Source organism: Streptomyces sp. NPDC048417 (assembly GCF_040651615.1).
In the GTDB taxonomy this organism is placed as follows: Bacteria; Actinomycetota; Actinomycetes; order Streptomycetales; family Streptomycetaceae; genus Streptomyces.
Genome location: NZ_JBEZKI010000002.1, coordinates 243,980 through 260,927 on the forward strand (window position 1 = coordinate 243,980; position 16,948 = coordinate 260,927).

The following is a 16,948-nucleotide window of genomic DNA, read 5'->3' on the forward strand; positions in this document are numbered from 1 at the left end:
TGCCTTTCGCCTACAGGGTGGCCGAGTTGTCGTGGTGGTGGCCGCCGCGCAGGCTGGGCGGGGTGGCCGGGGACGGCGTCACCGGGGTGACCGTCCAGTCGGGGTGGCCGGGCATCCGCGGGGTCGTGGTGCCGTAGAGCCAGTCACGCAGGAAGCCCGCCTGGTCCTGGCCGGAGACCTCGGTGGCGACGGCCATGTAGTCCTGCGTCGACGCCGAGCGGCGCCGGAAGCGGTCCAGGAAGGTGCGCTCGACCCGGTGGAAGACGTCCTCGCCGACCAGCTCACGGAAGGCGTAGAGCGTCAGGACGCCGCCGAGGTAGCGCTGGTTGTCGAAGAGGTTGACCGCGTTCGGGGCGGCCACCGGCCCCGAGTCGTGGCGCCACTGGTCGCCGCGGGCGTAGGTGTCCTTCATCCGGGCCTCCATGGTGGTCATGCCCAGGGAGTCCGGCCAGCCGCGTTCGTAGCGTCGACGCGCACGGAGCGTATGTCGAGGCCGAGCGCGTCCAGGGAGAAGCGGGACAGATTCCGCGTGGCGCGGACGCGCAGCGTCGCGGTGCCGTCGACCAGGCGGGTCGTGGCGTCGTAGGCGAGGTCGAGGTCGTAGGCGTGGACCCGGTAGCCGTCGTTGCCGAGGGCCGGGCAGACGGGGTCGCCGAGGGTCTCCGGGCCCGGGGCGGGCGTCTTGCCCCCCGGCCCCCGCGTCGCCGCTTTTCTCCCCCGCGGAGAAGGGACGCGCGCGGGCCGGGGCGCCTGTGGCCAGTGCGGTCGCCATGCCGAGCAGGGCGGCCGCCGGGGCCGTCACTCTGGTGCGATTTCTCATGGTCCGCTTTCGCTCGGGCAGCCGGGTGGTCGGTCCGGCCGCCGGTCGATGGTGGCTCGCTTGTCATGACCACCCTTTCGACCGATTCGGTTGCCCGTCGTATGACCATCGGATCTTCCGAGTCGCGGACCCCTGTCGAGCCCGGGTCGTTCACGAGATATCTTGATGTCGAGCAATGTTGCAGACGTGGAGCGGAGCACCCGGTGACTGACTCGACCATCTTCTACACCTACACAGACGAGGCCCCGGCCCTGGCGACGCACTCGTTCCTGCCGGTGATCCAGGCGTATGCCTCGCAGGCCGGTGTCGCCGTGGACATCCGCGACATCTCGCTGGCCGGGCGCATCATCGCCCACTTCCCGGAGTACCTGAACGAGGACCAGCGCATCCCGGACGCCCTGGCCGAGCTGGGCGACCTGGCCAAGACGCCCGAGGCCAACATCGTCAAGCTGCCGAACATCTCGGCGTCGATCCCGCAGCTGAAGGCCGCCGTCGCCGAGCTCCAGGGCAAGGGCTACGCACTGCCGGCCTACCCGGACGACCCGAAGACCGACGAGGAGCGCGAGATCCGCGCCCGCTACGACAAGATCAAGGGTTCCGCCGTGAACCCGGTCCTGCGTGAGGGCAACTCGGACCGCCGCGCCCCCGCCTCGGTGAAGAACTACGCCAAGACCCACCCGCACCGCATGGGCGCCTGGACCTCCGAGTCCAGGACCAATGTGACCACCATGGGCGAGAACGACTTCCGCTCCACCGAGAAGTCCGTGGTGATCTCCGAGGCCGGTGCCCTGAAGATCGAGCTGGTCGCCGAGGACGGCACCACCACCGTGCTCAAGGACTCCGTACCGGTCCTGGCGGGCGAGGTCGTCGACGCCTCCGTGCTGCACGTCGCCCAGCTCAACGACTTCCTGGCCGCGCAGATCGCCCGCGCCAAGCAGGAGGGCGTCCTGTTCTCCGTGCACCTCAAGGCCACCATGATGAAGGTCTCCGACCCGATCATCTTCGGTCACGTGGTGCGCGTCTTCTTCCCGAAGACGTTCGCGAAGTACGGTCAGGTCCTCAAGGCGGCCGGCCTCAGCGCGAACGACGGTCTCGGGGGCATCCTCAAGGGCCTGGAGAACCTGCCCGAGGGCGCCGAGATCAAGGCCTCCTTCGACGCCGAGATCGCCGAGGGCCCGGCCCTGGCGATGGTCGACTCCGACAAGGGCATCACCAACCTGCACGTGCCCTCCGACGTGATCATCGACGCCTCGATGCCGGCCATGATCCGCACCTCCGGCCACATGTGGGGCCCGGACGGCCAGGAGGCGGACACCCTCGCGGTCATCCCGGACTCCTCCTACGCGGGTGTCTACCAGGCCGTGATCGAGGACTGCCGGGCCAACGGCGCCTTCGACCCGTCCACCATGGGCTCGGTCCCGAACGTGGGCCTGATGGCGCAGAAGGCCGAGGAGTACGGCTCCCACGACAAGACCTTCGAGATCGCCACCACCGGCACGGTCCGCCTGGTCGACGCGGCCGGCAACGTCGTGATCGAGCAGCCGGTCGCCGCCGGTGACATCTTCCGTGCCTGCCAGACCAAGGACGCGCCGATCAAGGACTGGGTGAAGCTGGCCGTCACCCGCGCCCGCGCCACCGGCGACCCGGCCGTCTTCTGGCTGGACGAGGGCCGCGCGCACGACGCGCAGCTCATCGCCAAGGTCAAGCAGTACCTGGCCGAGCACGACACCGAGGGCCTGGACATCAGGATCCTGGCGCCGGTCGAGGCCACCAAGCTGTCCGTGGAGCGCATCCGCCGTGGCGAGGACACCATCTCCGTCACCGGCAACGTGCTCCGTGACTACCTGACCGACCTCTTCCCGATCCTGGAGCTGGGCACCAGCGCCAAGATGCTGTCGGTCGTCCCGCTGATGGCGGGCGGCGGCCTGTTCGAGACGGGCGCCGGCGGCAGCGCGCCGAAGCACGTCCAGCAGCTGGTCAAGGAGAACTACCTGCGCTGGGACTCGCTCGGTGAGTTCTTCGCCCTGGTCCCCTCCTTCGAGCAGTACGCCACGGCCACCGGCAACGCCCGCGCCAAGGTGCTCGCCGACACCCTCGACCGCGCCACGGCGACCTTCCTCAACGAGGACAAGTCCCCGACCCGTCGCGTCGGCGGCATCGACAACCGCGGCAGCCACTTCTACCTGTCCCTGTACTGGGCGCAGGAGCTGGCCCGGCAGACCGACGACGCCGAGCTGGCGAAGGCGTTCGCGCCGCTCGCCGAGACGCTCGGCGCCAACGAGCAGCAGATCGTCGACGAGCTGCTCGCCGTCCAGGGCTCCCCGGCCGACATCGGCGGCTACTACCGGCCCGAGAAGGCCAAGGCGGACGCGGTCATGCGCCCGTCGGCGACCTGGAACGCGGCGCTCGCGGCCCTCTGAGCCGACACGCCGGCCCCCAGGGGTCCGTATGAAGTCTCCGCCCCGGCGGGCATCCGCCCGCCGGGGCGGAGCCGTGTCCGGCCCCCGTGGCGTACGTCTGTCGTTCGTGAAGTCCGCGTGTCACGTGCGACGTGCGGCTGCCGCGCCGCCCCGGCCCAGCGCTCTCCGGCCCGCACTCCGGTGGCGGGCGTGGACTCCGACCGTCTCTGTCCCTCGGCCGCCCGCGACCCCCAGCAGGCCCAGCAGGCCCAGCAGGCCGAGCCCGCCGAGCCCGCCGAGCCCGCCACGCTTATCCCGTCGGCCGACGGGCCGCGGCTGATCGAGTCGCCGTACGGCCACGACGGCTTCCTGATCGAGACCGGTCAGGTGGGCGGCCTGATCCGGGAGCCGCTGGGGCCGTCCCCGATGTGAAAACCTTGGCCCCGCACCCCGCCACCGACCACACCCCGGGAGCCGCCCGTGTCCGAGCCGTCGTACGAACTGCTGCCCGGCGCCGCCGAGTCGCCCGTGATCCTGCACGTGCCGCACTCCGCGCGGGCGGTCCCGGCCGGTGTGCGCGCGGACCTCGTGCTGGACGACGCCGCGCTGGAGCGGGAGCTGGACCACATCACGGACGCGTACACGGCACAGATCGCGGCGGCCGCGGCTCGGCTGGCCGGGGTGACCCCCTGGCGGTTCGTCAACCGGCTGTCCCGGCTGGTGGTGGATCCGGAACGGTTTCCGGACGAGCGGGAGGAGATGCTCGCCGTCGGGATGGGGGCCGTGTACACGCGGACCACGCACCGGGAGGTGCTGCGGGACGAGTCGTTCGATCCCGGGCCGCTGATCGAGCGGTACTTCCGGCCGTACGCCCGGGCGATGACGGAGGCCGTCGCCGGGCGGCTGGCGGCGGCCGGGCGGGCCGTGGTGATCGACGTGCACTCCTATCCGAGCCGGGCGCTCCCCTATGAGCTGCACGCGGCGGGGCCGCGGCCGGCGGTGTGTCTGGGCACGGACGGCTTCCACACGCCGGCCGAGCTGACGCAGGCGGCCCGGGAGGCCTTCGCGGGGTGCGGGGACACAGGGTTGGACAGCCCGTTCGGCGGGGCGTACGTGCCGCTGGAGTTCTACGGGTCCAACGCGCGGGTCGGCGCCCTGATGATCGAGATCCGGCGGGACCTCTACATGACCGAGCCGGGCGGTCCGGCGGGGGCCGGAACGGACCGGCTCGCCGCCGCCCTCGCCGCGCTCGTGGACTCCGTCGCCCGCTGACCCTCCGGCTGGAGCATTCCCGCAGGACACGTGGTGAGGGCCGTACGACCGTGGAGGGATGACCACGGAGATGACCGCGCCCACGGCCACGGAGTCGGCCGAGCTCACGGCGACGGAACTCGCTCCGCCCATGGCGGAGCCGGCCCCGCCCGTCTGCCCGGCGGCGCCGCCCGTACGGGACTGGCCCGCGTACGACCTGGAGGGGACCGAGTTCGACCCGGTCCTCGCCGCGCTGATGCGGGAAGGGCCGGTGACGCGGATCCGGTTGCCGTTCGGCGAGGGCTGGGCGTGGCTCGCCACCCGGTACGAGGACGTCAGGACCGTCACCAACGACCCGAGGTTCAGCCGTACCGAGGTCACCCGGCGCCAGGTGACCCGGCTCGCCCCGCACTTCAAGCCCCGTCCGGGCTCACTGGCCTGGGCCGACCAGCCCGACCACAACCGGCTGCGCAAGCCGGTCGCCGGTGCCTTCACGGTCGGCGCGATGAAGCGGCTGCGGCCCCGGGCGCAGAGGATCCTCGACGAACTGGTCGACGGGGTGGTGCGGGAGGGGCCGCCCGCCGATCTGATCGGGCGGGTGCTGGAGCCGTTCCCGATCGCCGTGGTCAGCGAGGTGATGGGGGTGCCGGAGACCGACCGGGAGCAGGTGCACGCCTGGACCCGGCAGATCATCTCCACCTCCGGCGGCGCCGAGGCCGCCGAGCGGGCCAAGCAGGGCCTGTACGGGTGGATCACCGAGACGGTACGCGCGCGGGCCGGCAGCCCGGGCGACGACGTGTACTCGCTGCTCGGGGGCGCGGTGGCCCGGGGCGAGATCGGCGAGGAGGAGGCCGTCGGGCTGGCCGGTCCGCTGCAGATCGGCGGTGAGGCGGTCACCCACAACTGCGGCCAGATGCTGTACCTGATGCTCACCCGGCCGGAGCTGATGGAGCGACTGCGGGATCCGGCGGTGGAGCGCGGGCCGGTCCTTGACGAGCTGCTGCGCTGGATCCCGCACCGCAGCACGGTCGGGCTGGCCCGGATCGCCCTGGAGGACGTCGAACTGGGCGACGGCACCCGGATCGCGCCCGACGATCCGGTGTACGTCTCCTATCTCGCCGCCAACCGCGACCCGGCGGTCTTCCCCGACCCGGACGGTATCGTCCCGGACCGCGAGCCCAACCCGCATCTCGCCTTCGGCAACGGCCCGCACTACTGCACGGGCGCGGTCCTCGCCCGGCTCCAGACGGAGCTGTTGGTCGACACCCTCCTCGGCCGGCTGCCGGGGCTGCGGCTCGCGGTGCCGGCCGAGGAGGTGCGGTGGCGCCGCAGGACGATGATCCGGGGGCCGCGGACCCTGCCCGTCGCCTGGTGAGACGGCGCCGGGTTCAGGCCCGCAGCCACTCCGTGACGATCACGTCCCCGCCGGTCCGCAGCCGGAGCGCGAACGGGCCGGCGGGCGGGGTGTCACTGGCGAAGCGGCCCATGCCGTCGGCCGTGAGCGGGCGGGCCGCCGCCGGACCGCCGAGCACCTCGATCCGCGCGGACTGCGGGGGCAGCACCTGGCCCAGCAGTCCCTCGTCGGTGACCTCGATGTCCACGGTGACATCGCCCGCCTGGAAGGTCAGCATCCGGGGCGGGGCCTCGGCCCCTCTGACCGGGATGGCGTCGACCAGGGAGTCGAAGGTCAGCTCGGCGACCCGGGCGTCCAGGTCGTGCAGCGCGTAGGCGTCCATGGCCAGTTGGAGCAGCCCGGCCGGGATCGGGTCGAGGACGGCGGCCGCCTGGCGCAGCTCCTCCTCCAGGAGGTCCGCGTCGAAGTCGGTGCCGTCGAGGTCCTCCTGCACCGGGAACCCGTCGTCGCTCATACCGCACCCCTCGCGTCGAGCCGGGCCCGCAGCCGGCGCAGACAGCGCTGGCGCAACGGGCCGATGCTGCCCACCGCGATCCCCAGCGCCACGGACACCTCGACATAGCTGGGCGGCGGCGAGGCCATCAGGACCCGTAGCAACTGCCTGCACCGGTCGCCGAGTTCCTCGAACTCCTGCCACAGTAGACGGATCCGTTCGGCCTCGTCCGCCTGGTCCTCCGCGTCGATCAGGGACTGCTCGGGCGTACGGACCTCGCTGACCCGGTCCAGGACCTGAGGATCGTCGGTCGGCAGCAGCCGGGTCAGCCCGCGGATCACCTTCAGGCACTCGTTGCGTGCCGTGCTGGCCAGCCAGGAGCCGGCCTTGTCGGGCTCCCGGATCCGGCCCAGGTGCTGGGCGAAGCGGAACCACACGGTCTGGTACACCTCGTGCCCGTCGGCGTCGGAGAGCCGATGCGCGCGCACCACGGACCACACCAGTGGGCTCAGCCCTTCCACGAGCGCCTTCCAGGCCGCCGCGTCGCCGTCGACGGCGGACTGGACCAGCGCGCCGACCTCTGCTCGGTCCACGGTCCCACCCCTCGTGTACGGCAAGTCATCGTACGCCGTGGAGGGGAGTGTTCCGGAACTCAGGCCGTCGTAGCCAGCCTGACGACCGGGACCGGCTGCCAGCTCGCCGGGCGGAGCGCCGGTACAGCGGTGCCGCGCACCTCGGCGTACTCCGAGATGTTCTCCAGGAGCCGGGTGCCCGCCGTCCGCGGGTCGGGCTCCTGATGCGTGGTCATCCGGTCGGCGACGAGGCCGGCCACGATGGGGGTGGCGAACGATGTTCCGCTCCACTGTGCGAACCCTTCGAACATCACTTGGTCCGGTTTGCCGGGGCCGGTCGTCCCGGTGTCGGTCAACACGCCGGTGTGGCGCGGGTACTGGCAGGTGCAGGCGTAGGTGAAGCCGAACCGGCAGGCGTCGTAGGTGGTGTGCTGGTACACGTACGGCACCGGGGCGTCGAAGCCGGCCAGGGCGCCGATGAGTTGCTCGCCGGGGGCGTAGACCTTGACCCAGCTGCCGTGGTTGGTGAAGCAGGCGCCGTACTCGCCGTCGCTGCGCAGCGCGCCGACCGAGAGGACCGTGTTCTCGTAGCCGGGCAGGTCGGCGCAGGCGGCGGGCCAGAAGGAGGTGGCGCTGCCGTTGTTGCCGGCGGCGGCGACGAGCAGGGTGGACTGGTCGCGCAGGGCGTCCATGAAGGCCTCGACGGCGAGCAGTCCGTCGGCGCTGCCGTTCGAGGTGCCGGCGGAGAGGCTGATGACGTCCGGCCAGCCGTGCCGGTCGACCGCCTCGAAGAGCTTGCCGCCGAACTCGGACTCCAGGATGGCGCCCGCGTCGTTCATGGTGTTGGTGACGGTGATGTCCGTGTTCGGGGCGACGGCGGCGATGAGTCCGGCGATGAACGTGCCGTGGCCGACGTACTGCTGGAGGATTCCGTCGGTGTCGGTCTCGGCGAGCTGCGGGTCGCCCTGGACCCGGTCGAGGAGGGGGTAGGAACGGTAGTCGTGCACCAGACCGGTGTCCATCACCAGGACGCTGACGGCGGTGTCCGGGTCGTAACTCCCCACCGCGGGCTGTGGGTTGGGAGTCTGAGTGAGCAGGGCGGGGAGCGGTTCGCAGGGGTTGCAGGAGTTGGCGTTCGTGGTGGACACCACGTGGTTGCGGCTGACCAGGCGGCGCCCGGCGCGGCCTTCCGCCTCCCGCAGCGCGCGCAGCGCGTGCCCGACGGCACGGTCGCCGGTGCGGTCGCCGTGGTTCGGGTCGCCGACCCGGATACGGGTGACACCGGTGCGGTTGGTCTCCGCTCCTGCCCTGCGCACCTGGTCGGCGACCAGGCCGGTGGTGGCGGTGAAGTGGGCGCGCACGGTGTCCTCGACGATCCGTGCCTCCTCGCCGTCGCGGGCGAGGACGACCCCCTTCTCGTACAGGAACTCGGCTGCGTCGTCCGGCCCCATCGCCAGTGGAACGTCCGGCATGGAGCGCTGGATCTGATCGAACTGCTCATGGAATCGCTGAGGTGCCATGGCCTGTCCTCCCCCGGAAACGGCGTTCTTCAGTCAGATTCACGAGGCCGCCGCTTGATACAGCGACAAACCTGTGGGGCATACATGCCCAGGCCACTACCATCCGAGGGGTGACGGCGCGAAGCGATTCGGTTACGGAACTGCTGCCGATGGTGTTCGCCGCCCCCGGCGAGGCCCTGGCGCGGGCGGAACACGTCCTCCAGTCCGATCCGTCGCCGCTGGACGCGTCCGTCGCCCACCAGGTCATCGGCATCTGGCAGCGGGACTTCGGCGATCTCGGCGTCGCCCTCGACCATCTGCGGCGCGCCCGGGACTGCGCGGCGCGCGCGGAGTCGCCGGAGCGAGAGGCGGACGTCCTGGCCACCCTGGGGGTCGCCCTGGTGCACGCGGGGCGCACCCGGCAGGGGCTGGCCGCCCTGGAGCGCGGGGTGGCCCGGGGCAACGGGCACACCCGGGCGCGGGTGCTGTACCGGCGGGCGTTCGCCTGGTGGGTGCTGGGCCAGCACAAGGAGTCCCTGGAGGACCTGCGGCGGGCGATACCGGTGCTGCGGCAGGCCGACGACGTCATCTGGACCGCGCGGGCGCTGAGCGTGCGGGCCACGGTGCATCTGGCCCTGGGGGCGGTGGACCGGGCGGACGCGGACTTCACGGCGGCGGAGCTGCTGTGGGAGACGACGGGCCAGGAGCACGACAAGGCGGTCGCCGTGGAGAGCCGGGGCTTGGCCGCGTTCCGCTCCGGCGACATCCCGGCGTCGCTGCGTCTGCTCGCCGAGGCCGAGCAGCGCTACACCGAACTCGGCACACCGCCGTTCATGCTCTACATCGCGCGCTGCGAGGTGCTGATGGCGGCCGGGCTGGCGCCCGAGGCGCTGGCCGAGGCGGACACGGCGATCGCGACCCTGGACCGGATCGGCGGGCAGTCCACCCGCAAGGCCGAACTGCTCCTGGCCGCCGCCCGGGCCGCGCGTTCGGCGGGGGACTCGGGGACCGCGATCGCCCGTGCCGCCGTCGCCGTACGGCTCTTCTCGGGGCAGCGGCGCAGCTGGTGGGAGACGCATGCCCGGCTGGTGCTGATCGAGGCGCGGGTGGCGGGCGGGGCCGCTTCGGGGCGGCTGGTGCAGGACGCGGCGGCGGTCGCCGACCAGCTGGCGTCGTTCGGGGCGCCGGCCGCGCCGGAGGCCTCGCTGCTCGCGGGGCGGATCGCGCTCGCGCTGGGCTGGACGGCGGACGCGGAACGGCATCTCGCGGTGGCCGCGCGCAGCAGACACGGCGGACCGCCGCTGGCCCGGATGACCGGCTGGGCGGCGCAGGCGCTGCGCGCCCGGGCGGCCGGTTCACGCCGGGGCGTGCTGGAGGCCTGCCGGCGCGGCCTGGACGTCCTGGACGACCACCGGATGACGCTGGGCGCCTCGGAGTTGCGGGCCCGGGCCACCGCTCAGGGCGCGGAGCTGGCCGCGCTGGCCCAGCAGGCGAGCCTGGCGCACGGCGGACCGCGCCGGCTGCTGGAGTGGAGCGAACGCTGGCGGGCCACGGTCCTGTCCACTCCCCCGACCCGGCCGCCCGCCGACCCGGCCCTGCTCACCTCGCTCACCGCGTTCCGTGAGATCGCGTCCCGCGCGGAGGACGCCCGCAGGAAGGGCCGCCCGGTGCCCGCCCTGGAGCGCGAACAGCGCCGTCTGGAAGGGGAGATCCGCTCCCGTACCCACCACATCCGCGGCGACGCCCCCGGCGGGGGCGACCGCTTCGACCCGGCCCGGCTGCTCGACCGGCTCGGCGACGCCCGCCTGGCCGAACTCGCCGTCCTGGACGGGCGGGTGCACATCCTGCTGTGCGGACAGGGCCGGGTTCGGCGCTTCGAGGGCGGCCTGCTGGCGGAGGCCGTCGCCGAGGCCGAGCACGTCCAGGCCGGGCTGCGGCGGCTCGCGCATCCGGGGGCGGAGGGGCGACTCGCGGTGGTCGAGGCCGCCGGGCGGCGGTTGGAGGAGCTGCTGCTGGGCGCGGCCGCGGACCATCTCGGCTCCGGACCGGTGGTGATCGTCCCGCCGGGGGCGCTGCACCGGGTGCCGTGGGCCCTGTTGCCGTCCCTGCGGGAGCGGGTGCTCAGCGTGTCGCCGTCGGCGGGGAGCTGGCTGCGGGCCCGGGAGACCGAGCCGCCGCCGGGCGGGCGCCATGTGCTGGTCCGCGGGCCGGGACTGGCGACCGGGGGCGCGGAGGTGCCCGAGGTGGCGGGCCGGTACGCGACGGCACGGATCCTTGAGCACGACGAGGCCCACGTCCCCCTTGTTCTCGACGAGTTGGACGGGGCGACGCTGGCGCACATCGCGGCGCACGGCACCTTCCGCGCCGACAGCCCGCTCTTCTCCTCGCTGCGCATGGCGGACGGTCCGCTGATCGTCCACGACTTCGAGCGCCTCGCCCGCAGCCCCTACCGGATCATCCTCTCCAGCTGCGACACCGCCCGCCTCGCCTCGGTCGGCGCCGACGAACTCCTCGGCCTGGTCACGGCGTTGCTGCCGCTGGGTACGGCCGGTGTGGTGGCGAGCAGCGCGCCCGTCAACGACGCGGCCGTGGTCCCGCTGATGCTGGCCCTGCACAAGGGCCTGGGCGCCGGCCTGTCGCTGGCAGAGGCGCTGCGGGACGCCCGGGCCGCCCTGCCGGGCGACGCGGTCCACCAGGCGACGGGGTGGGCGTTCGCGGCCTTCGGGGCGGCCTGAGCGGCAGCGCCTCGCAGGGGTGCGCGGCTGCTCGGATATGCGGCACAGCGGCAGCGCCCCGCAGGGGTGCGGGGCTGCACCGATATGCGGCTCCGCCGCTATGGGGGTCCCCGCTCGAGCGAAGCCGAGCGGGGGGGCGAACAGCCACCCATGCGCCGCAGCCGAACGACGGCACGTCACGGCGCGCACGGCACAGCGCGCGCTCAGGCCGAGCGCTGGTCCGGCTGTTCCACCAGCCACGGCAGCGCCGCCCGGTCGCTGCCGCCGAGGCGGGTGTACGCGCTGTAGAGGTGGTTGCCCACCGTCCGGACGGACAGGGTCAGCCGCTCGGCGATCTGGCGGTTGCTCAGGCCGGCCGCGGCCAGCGTGACGATCTGCCGCTGCCGGGCGGTGAGTTCGCCGAGGACCAGGCCGGACAGGGCCGGGGTGCGGGCGCCCTGGCAGCGGCGGGCGAGGGCGACGGCGCGGGTGCGGGAGAGCCGGGCGGCCCGCGGGTCCCGGTGCGCGCGGACCGCCTGGGCGTGCGCCTCCGCCGCGAACAGCAGCAGGCCGCGCTCGGCGAGCGCGTCGGCCACCCGGTCGAGGGCGGGTCCGTCGCCGTGGGCGAGGGCCTCGGCGTGCCGGGCGAAGACGCCCTCCAGCCGCTCCGCGGCCCCCGCGGGCTCTCCCCGCCGTACTGCGCCGTAGTGCGCGAGACCCCCGTCCCCGCGCACTACGGCAGCTTCCCCCGCCTCGGCGGCGGCACAGGCGAGTTCGGTACGGCAGGAGGCGTCGCCCGGCGCCGTCCGCAGTCCCTCCCTCGCCCATGCCGCCGCCTCTCGCAGCTCCCCCCGAAGCCGCGAGTACCGGGCACGCACGGCCGCGTACCCGGCCGGTACGGGCAGGCCTCCCGAGGCCAGCCACTCCCCCACCGGGGCCGGCACCTCCCGTACGTCCAAGTGGTCGACGCATGTCGCGAGTTGCTCTTGCTCGTCCTTCAGGGCGGGCTCGCACTGGCTCGGGGTGCGGGCCAGGCGGCGGGCCCGGAGGCGGCCCGCTCGGGCGAGCAGGGCGGGGCCGTGCAGCGGGTGGGCGAGGCGGACCGCGCCCCGGTCGTCGACCTGGATCAGGCCGTCCGTCTCCAGCCGTTCGAGGATGCCGAGATCGAGGCCGTCGTCGAGGTGGGGCGGCAGCGGCTCGGCGAAGGCGAGCCGTTCGAGGGCGTCGCGTTCGCCGGGGTCCGGACGGTCCAGGACGGGCGCGATCCGGTCCCGTACGGTCGCGGTGAGCGGCAGCGGGCCGTGCCAGGCCCATTCACCGGTGTCCGGCACCCGGGTCAGCGCACCGGACTCGCGCAGGGCGATCTGCAGCTCCCGCAGCAGCCGCAGATCGCCCCGGCACACCCGGTGCAGCCGACGCACGGTGAGCGGCTCCAGGCCGCCGCCGGCGAGCAGCCGGTCCGTCTCGTCGTACGGCAGCGGCTCCAGGGCGAGACGGGTGAGCAACTCCCCGGTCCACAGCCGGGAGACCGCGCCGGGCAGCGGTGCCTGGTCGGCGGCGGCCACCACGAGCCGGGTGCGGCCGTGCACGGCGAGCTGGTGGACGAGGGCGGCTGAGGCCTCGTCGAGGAGGTGGGCGTCGTCGACGACGAGGAGCCGTACCCCCAGGAGGTGCTGGATCGCGCCGGGCAGCGAGAGCCGGCCGGGGAGCAGGTGCGCGAACGCCGCGAACGGGAGGGCGGAGGTCTCGGGGGTGCCGGTCACGCGGGCGCAGTCGGTGCCCCGTACGGCCTCCGTGATCAGCCGGGTCTTGCCGCCGCCGGCCGGTCCGGTCACCACGACACCCTGCCGGCCGATGCCCAGCGACCGCCTGACCAGCTCCAGTTCGTCCTCCCGGCCGGTGAACGGCCAGCGGAATTCGAGGGTCCGCGCGTCCTGTTCGTCACTCGTCACGTGAGTATGAGTCGCGTTACTCAGCTCTGATACAGGGGGACTTGAGTAGCTCCCGACTCAGGCGTGCGGCCGGCGGGAACGGCAGTCTGGGCGCATGACCCGACGCTACTGCTCGCTTCCGCGGCAGCCGGTCCCGGTGTTCGCCCCGGGGCTGGCCGCCGAGCGGCTGAGCGCGCTGGTCGGCGGGCGGCGGATGTGGGTCAACGGCACCACCCTGCACTACTACTTCTTCGACGCCGACACCGACGCGTCGGTGATCCCGGTCCCGGGGACCGCGGAGACCCGCCGGGTGCCGTGGGCCGGTGCCAAGGAGCAGCGGGACGTGGTGCGCGAGTGCTTCCGGGAGTGGCGGGACCTGGGCATCGGGGTGATGTTCGCCGAGGTCTCCGACCGGTGCGAGGCCGAGCTGCGGATCGGCTTCCAGCTGGGCGACGGCTCCTGGTCGGCGGTCGGCCGGGACGCGCTCTCGGTGGGCGCGGGCGAGCGCACCATGAACCTGGGCTGGGACCTGACCGAGCCCGGCGGGCGCTGGATCGCCCTGCACGAGATCGGGCACGCGCTCGGGATGCGGCACGAGCACCAGAGTCCGTTCGCCGGTGTCCACTGGGACGACGAGGCGGTCTACACCGACCTCGCCGGACCGCCGAACCACTGGAGCCGGGACAGGACGGACCTGAACATCCTGCGCAGGCTGGACCCGGCCGAGGCCAACGGCTCGGTGTGGGACCCGCAGTCCGTGATGCAGTACCCCTTCGGCCCGGGGCTGATCCTGGAGCCGGAGCAGTACCACAGCGGTCTGTACCCGCCGGGCGCACTGTCCCCGGCGGACAAGGAGTTCGTGCTCCGCTGGTACCCGCCCACCGGGGCCCCGGCCACGCTGGTGCCGTTCCGCTCGGCGCCGCTCGGCCTCGGCCCGGGCGAGCAGGCGGACTTCGCCGTGGAGCCGCCGGAGACCCGCGTGTACAGCGTGGGCACCTTCGGAGAGAGCGACTCCGTGGTCGTGGTCTTCGAGGAGCGCGACGGGGAACCGCGCTACCTCGCCGGCCACGACGACGGGGGCAGCCCGCACAACACCGGGATCAGGGTCCGGCTCGTCAAGGGCCGCCGCTATTTCGTCCGCGTCCGTCTCCATTCCACGTGGGGGTCGGGGGAGACAGCGGTCATGTGCTGGTGACACCGGCGCACGACCGCGACGCGGAGGTCGGACAACTGTCCGGCACCGGGGGAAGCAGCCGCGCGGACGCCACCTTCGGGGGAGGGAGACGTCCGCGCGGCAGCACCGGTGAGTGGACCTGCCCAGGAGCACGGGGCCCTGCCGACATGCGGCTCCGCCGCGCGGGCGCGACCGTGCAACCTGCGTCTTGGCCGAGATCAGCGTTGGCTGGCGGGCTTGCTCGGAAGTTCGGTGCGACTGCTCCGGCAGGAGTAGACGATCTCCACTGAACCACCGGGGAGGGCACGCTCGCGCTGGAAGGTCAGCCCGGCGTCGGGACTGAGCATGGGTGTCAGTCGCATCCCACCGCCGAACAGCATCGGCAGTACGACCAGTTCGAGGGTGTCGAGTGCGCCAAGGGCGTGGAACGCCCCGATCGTCCGCGGGCCCCCGATGAGATGGACGTCGCCACCCCGGTTGGCCGAGCGGAGCTTCTCCAGCAGCCGCACCGGGTCACTGTCGGTGATGACGTGGTCGGGGGTACCGTCCGGACGGTGCGAGCCGAGCACGAACACCTCGAGGTCCGGCCATGGCCAGCGGTTGTTGGTCAGCGCGGGCTCGAAGGTGGTGCGGCCCATCAGCGCCGCCTCGCAGCCTTCGAGGAACTCCCGGATCCCGTGGCTTTCGCCGGAGACGAACGCGGGGTCGGCAGTCAGGGCGGGCCACCCGCTCGGGGTGGTCACGTAGCCATCGGCACTCATGCTCATACGGGCGCGGATCTGCATGATTTCTCCTCGGGGCGTGCGGCGGCCGGTTATGTGGTCGGCAACCCGAACCAGTGTTGACGAAGGGACAGCACTTGTTGATCGCAGAGCCGCGGCCTGTCCGGATTCTGCTTCGCGGGTCGCGCCTCCACTCAAGCGTCGAACGGGAGACCCACCGATCGACACCCCGGTGGATGACCGCGAGCGTCATGCGGTCGAGTGCGGGATCAACCGCCTCGAACGGCACGGAACAGTGGCCACGAGGCACGACAAGCTCTCCGTCCGCCACGAGGCGACAGTGCTGGTCGCAGCCGTGCCCGAGTGGCTGTGACCAGCGCCGTCACAACGGCCCTCAGACGACGTCGAATTCGTTGCCCTCGGGGTCCTGCATGGCGGCGGCGTAGAGCCCCATGTCCGGCTCGTGCCTGGTCCGCAGCACGGTGGCACCGGCTTTGACCAGCCGTTCCACCGTAGCCTTGACCCGCTGTGTGCGGACGTCCAGTGGGACGTCACGGCCCCCACCGACCTTCAGGTCGAAGTGCCACCGGTTCTTGGCGACCTTCGGCTCCGGAACGTGCTGGAACCACACCCTCGGTCCTCGTCCCGCGGGATCGATGATCGACTCCGGAATGTCCCCGGCGCCGGCCGGCAGCTCCGCCTCGGGCACCCCCATCGACGCCCAGTAAGCACGCCACGTGGCGTGGCCGCCCGGCGGAGGCTCAGGCACGTAGTCCAGGGCCTCGGCCCAGAAGGTCACCATTTTCCGCGGATCGGAGCAGTCGATCGTCAGTTGCAGCGTCATCTCCATGCGCGGAGCATCCCAGGCAGGTCTGACAGACGCCCCGCTTTCGCCACACGCTTCAGCCGCCCAACTCCAGCGGCCGCGAGGGGTCCTTGGACCACTCCTCCAGTGACCCGTCGTAGATCGAAATGTCCTCACGGCCCAGCAGCGTGAGCGCAAGCGCCGCCCCCGCCGCCGAGATCCCTCCGCCGCAGTAGAGCACCACCGGCGAGGCGTCACCCAACTCCCGCACCTTCGCCTCGAGTTCGGCGGGCGGCAGCCCCCGCCCTGGCAGGCTGACGCTCCCGGGAATGTGACCCCGCCGGCTGTACCGGGTCGGCACGGAACCGGCGTACCCCCCGGAGGGCAACGCACACACCAGCACCCCGGGCCGCTGCCCCCTGCTGATCGCCGCCACCTCCTCGATGTCCGACCAGAGCTCGGGGCGCGGCACCGGCGTCACCGGCACGGCGACCGCGGGCTCGGGAACGTCGTCCCCCGTGGCCACCGGCCGCCCCGCCGCCTCCCAGCCGGCCAGGCCGCCGTCCAGCACCGCGGCCGGGACCGAGATCGCACGCAGCATCCACCACAGCCGGGACGCCCAGATACCGCCGCCGGTGTCGTAGGCGACGACCTCGGTCCTCTCCCCGACGCCCAGCCGGGCCAGCGCGGCGGCCAGCGCGTCCGGGGCCGGAACGGCGAAGTGGTACGGCGCGCCGGGGTCGGAGAGGTCGCCGGTGAGGTCTGCGTGGTGGGAGCCGGGGACATGACGCTCGGCCCAGCCGGCGCGGCCGGAGGCGGAGCGGTGGTCGCCGTCGTGGCGGGGTGAAGGCAGCAGCGCGGTGGCGTCGAGGACGACCAGCCGCGGGTCGTCCAGGTGGGTCGCGAGCCAGGTGGCGTCGACCAGGGAGCCGGGCAGCAGGGTGGTCATGGCGGCCGATCGTACGCCCGTGACCTGGAGGTCTCACTGAATGGGCAAAGGCGTCCCATATTCCGGACGCGGCTTGCGCACCATACGGGAGCTGCGGTTATGGTTTCGGCCATCTACGCGGGAGCCCCTCCCCGACCGGGCTGAGAGGGCGTCTGGGATCCGTTCGCCGAGTGCGCGCGGTCCCCATGGGGACGCCGACCGCACCAGCAGCGCTTTGCGCCCCGCGTAGGAGTCCACGTGTCCACAGCAGTAGAGCCGCAGTCAC

General features: G+C 73.0%; 14 protein-coding genes and 1 pseudogene. 7 read left to right on the forward strand and 8 right to left on the reverse strand.

What is annotated here, in order from left to right:
- Positions 1 to 10 precede the first annotated feature (10 nt).
- Positions 11 to 433 (reverse strand): hypothetical protein, encoded by a 423-nt coding sequence (locus tag AB0D59_RS03740; RefSeq protein ID WP_362560341.1) that lies wholly within the window; start codon positions 431 to 433, stop codon positions 11 to 13.
- A 590-nt stretch (positions 434 to 1,023) separates the two neighbouring features.
- On the opposite strand from AB0D59_RS03740, the gene AB0D59_RS03745 reads away from it, so the two are divergent.
- The 4 genes and pseudogenes from AB0D59_RS03745 to AB0D59_RS03760 all read left to right on the forward strand — a co-directional run bounded on the left by AB0D59_RS03745 (position 1,024) and on the right by AB0D59_RS03760 (position 5,845).
- Positions 1,024 to 3,240 carry an NADP-dependent isocitrate dehydrogenase gene (locus AB0D59_RS03745; RefSeq protein ID WP_362560344.1) on the forward strand — a complete coding sequence of 739 codons (2,217 nt, stop codon included), beginning with the start codon at positions 1,024 to 1,026 and terminating at the stop codon, positions 3,238 to 3,240.
- Between the two features lie 261 nt (positions 3,241 to 3,501).
- Positions 3,502 to 3,651 (forward strand): annotated as a pseudogene (locus tag AB0D59_RS03750) (homoserine O-acetyltransferase); the annotation flags it as partial.
- A gap of 48 nt (positions 3,652 to 3,699) precedes the next feature.
- Positions 3,700 to 4,491 (forward strand): N-formylglutamate amidohydrolase, encoded by a 792-nt coding sequence (locus AB0D59_RS03755; protein ID WP_362560347.1) that lies wholly within the window; start codon positions 3,700 to 3,702, stop codon positions 4,489 to 4,491.
- A gap of 130 nt (positions 4,492 to 4,621) precedes the next feature.
- Entirely contained in the window at positions 4,622 to 5,845 is a 1,224-nt protein-coding gene (locus AB0D59_RS03760) for a cytochrome P450 (RefSeq protein WP_362560870.1), read from the forward strand.
- Between the two features lie 13 nt (positions 5,846 to 5,858).
- On the opposite strand, the gene AB0D59_RS03765 is transcribed toward AB0D59_RS03760, so the two are convergent.
- The 3 genes from AB0D59_RS03765 to AB0D59_RS03775 are packed head-to-tail and all read right to left on the reverse strand — an operon-like array spanning position 5,859 to position 8,409.
- On the reverse strand, positions 5,859 to 6,338 hold the full coding sequence (locus tag AB0D59_RS03765; RefSeq protein ID WP_362560350.1) for a hypothetical protein: 480 nt from the start codon (positions 6,336 to 6,338) through the stop codon (positions 5,859 to 5,861).
- Complete coding sequence (locus AB0D59_RS03770; protein WP_362560871.1) at positions 6,335 to 6,973, reverse strand: sigma-70 family RNA polymerase sigma factor; 639 nt, start codon at positions 6,971 to 6,973, stop codon at positions 6,335 to 6,337. Before AB0D59_RS03770 ends, AB0D59_RS03765 begins: the two co-directional genes overlap by 4 nt.
- Complete coding sequence (locus AB0D59_RS03775) at positions 6,970 to 8,409, reverse strand: S8/S53 family peptidase (RefSeq protein ID WP_362560352.1); 1,440 nt, start codon at positions 8,407 to 8,409, stop codon at positions 6,970 to 6,972. The genes AB0D59_RS03770 and AB0D59_RS03775 overlap by 4 nt, the downstream gene beginning before the upstream one ends.
- 149 nt (positions 8,410 to 8,558) lie before the next feature.
- Between AB0D59_RS03775 and AB0D59_RS03780 the strand changes: the two genes are divergently transcribed.
- Positions 8,559 to 11,123, forward strand: a complete 2,565-nt coding sequence (locus AB0D59_RS03780) for a CHAT domain-containing tetratricopeptide repeat protein (protein WP_362560873.1) — start codon at positions 8,559 to 8,561, stop codon at positions 11,121 to 11,123.
- Between the two features lie 203 nt (positions 11,124 to 11,326).
- Here AB0D59_RS03780 and AB0D59_RS03785 read toward each other — a convergent pair whose 3' ends face one another.
- A complete protein-coding gene (locus AB0D59_RS03785) occupies positions 11,327 to 13,054 on the reverse strand; it encodes a LuxR C-terminal-related transcriptional regulator (RefSeq protein ID WP_362560355.1) in 1,728 nt (575 codons plus the stop codon).
- Positions 13,055 to 13,148: 94 nt separating this feature from the next.
- Here AB0D59_RS03785 and AB0D59_RS03790 point away from each other — a divergent pair, with 94 nt between their 5' ends.
- Positions 13,149 to 14,228, forward strand: coding sequence for a M12 family metallopeptidase (locus tag AB0D59_RS03790; RefSeq protein WP_362560358.1), 1,080 nt, complete (start codon positions 13,149 to 13,151; stop codon positions 14,226 to 14,228).
- Between the two features lie 197 nt (positions 14,229 to 14,425).
- Here AB0D59_RS03790 and AB0D59_RS03795 read toward each other — a convergent pair whose 3' ends face one another.
- Positions 14,426 to 14,992 (reverse strand): dihydrofolate reductase family protein, encoded by a 567-nt coding sequence (locus tag AB0D59_RS03795; protein ID WP_362560361.1) that lies wholly within the window; start codon positions 14,990 to 14,992, stop codon positions 14,426 to 14,428.
- A 169-nt stretch (positions 14,993 to 15,161) separates the two neighbouring features.
- Here AB0D59_RS03795 and AB0D59_RS03800 point away from each other — a divergent pair, with 169 nt between their 5' ends.
- Entirely contained in the window at positions 15,162 to 15,302 is a 141-nt protein-coding gene (locus tag AB0D59_RS03800; RefSeq protein WP_362560364.1) for a hypothetical protein, read from the forward strand.
- A gap of 21 nt (positions 15,303 to 15,323) precedes the next feature.
- On the opposite strand, the gene AB0D59_RS03805 is transcribed toward AB0D59_RS03800, so the two are convergent.
- Together AB0D59_RS03805 and AB0D59_RS03810 are read right to left on the reverse strand one after the other, a co-directional pair.
- Positions 15,324 to 15,779: a VOC family protein gene (locus AB0D59_RS03805; RefSeq protein WP_362560367.1), complete on the reverse strand. Its 456-nt coding sequence runs from the start codon at positions 15,777 to 15,779 to the stop codon at positions 15,324 to 15,326.
- A 52-nt stretch (positions 15,780 to 15,831) separates the two neighbouring features.
- The gene (locus tag AB0D59_RS03810) at positions 15,832 to 16,683 is read right to left on the reverse strand and encodes a rhodanese-like domain-containing protein (RefSeq protein ID WP_362560370.1); all 852 of its coding nucleotides are present in this window, start codon (positions 16,681 to 16,683) and stop codon (positions 15,832 to 15,834) included.
- Positions 16,684 to 16,948 lie beyond the last annotated feature (265 nt).

Bases quoted from the DNA above. Each gene is read 5' to 3' on its own strand.
- AB0D59_RS03740 (WP_362560341.1), bottom strand. From the start codon at position 433: ATGACCACCATGGAGGCCCGGATGAAGGACACCTACGCCCGCGGCGAC.
- AB0D59_RS03760 (WP_362560870.1), top strand. From the start codon at position 4,622: ATGGCGGAGCCGGCCCCGCCCGTCTGCCCGGCGGCGCCGCCCGTACGG.
- AB0D59_RS03765 (WP_362560350.1), bottom strand. From the start codon at position 6,338: ATGAGCGACGACGGGTTCCCGGTGCAGGAGGACCTCGACGGCACCGAC.
- AB0D59_RS03775 (WP_362560352.1), bottom strand. From the start codon at position 8,409: ATGGCACCTCAGCGATTCCATGAGCAGTTCGATCAGATCCAGCGCTCC.
- AB0D59_RS03780 (WP_362560873.1), top strand. From the start codon at position 8,559: ATGGTGTTCGCCGCCCCCGGCGAGGCCCTGGCGCGGGCGGAACACGTC.
- AB0D59_RS03790 (WP_362560358.1), top strand. From the start codon at position 13,149: ATGACCCGACGCTACTGCTCGCTTCCGCGGCAGCCGGTCCCGGTGTTC.
- AB0D59_RS03795 (WP_362560361.1), bottom strand. From the start codon at position 14,992: ATGCAGATCCGCGCCCGTATGAGCATGAGTGCCGATGGCTACGTGACC.
- AB0D59_RS03805 (WP_362560367.1), bottom strand. From the start codon at position 15,779: ATGGAGATGACGCTGCAACTGACGATCGACTGCTCCGATCCGCGGAAA.
- AB0D59_RS03810 (WP_362560370.1), bottom strand. From the start codon at position 16,683: ATGACCACCCTGCTGCCCGGCTCCCTGGTCGACGCCACCTGGCTCGCG.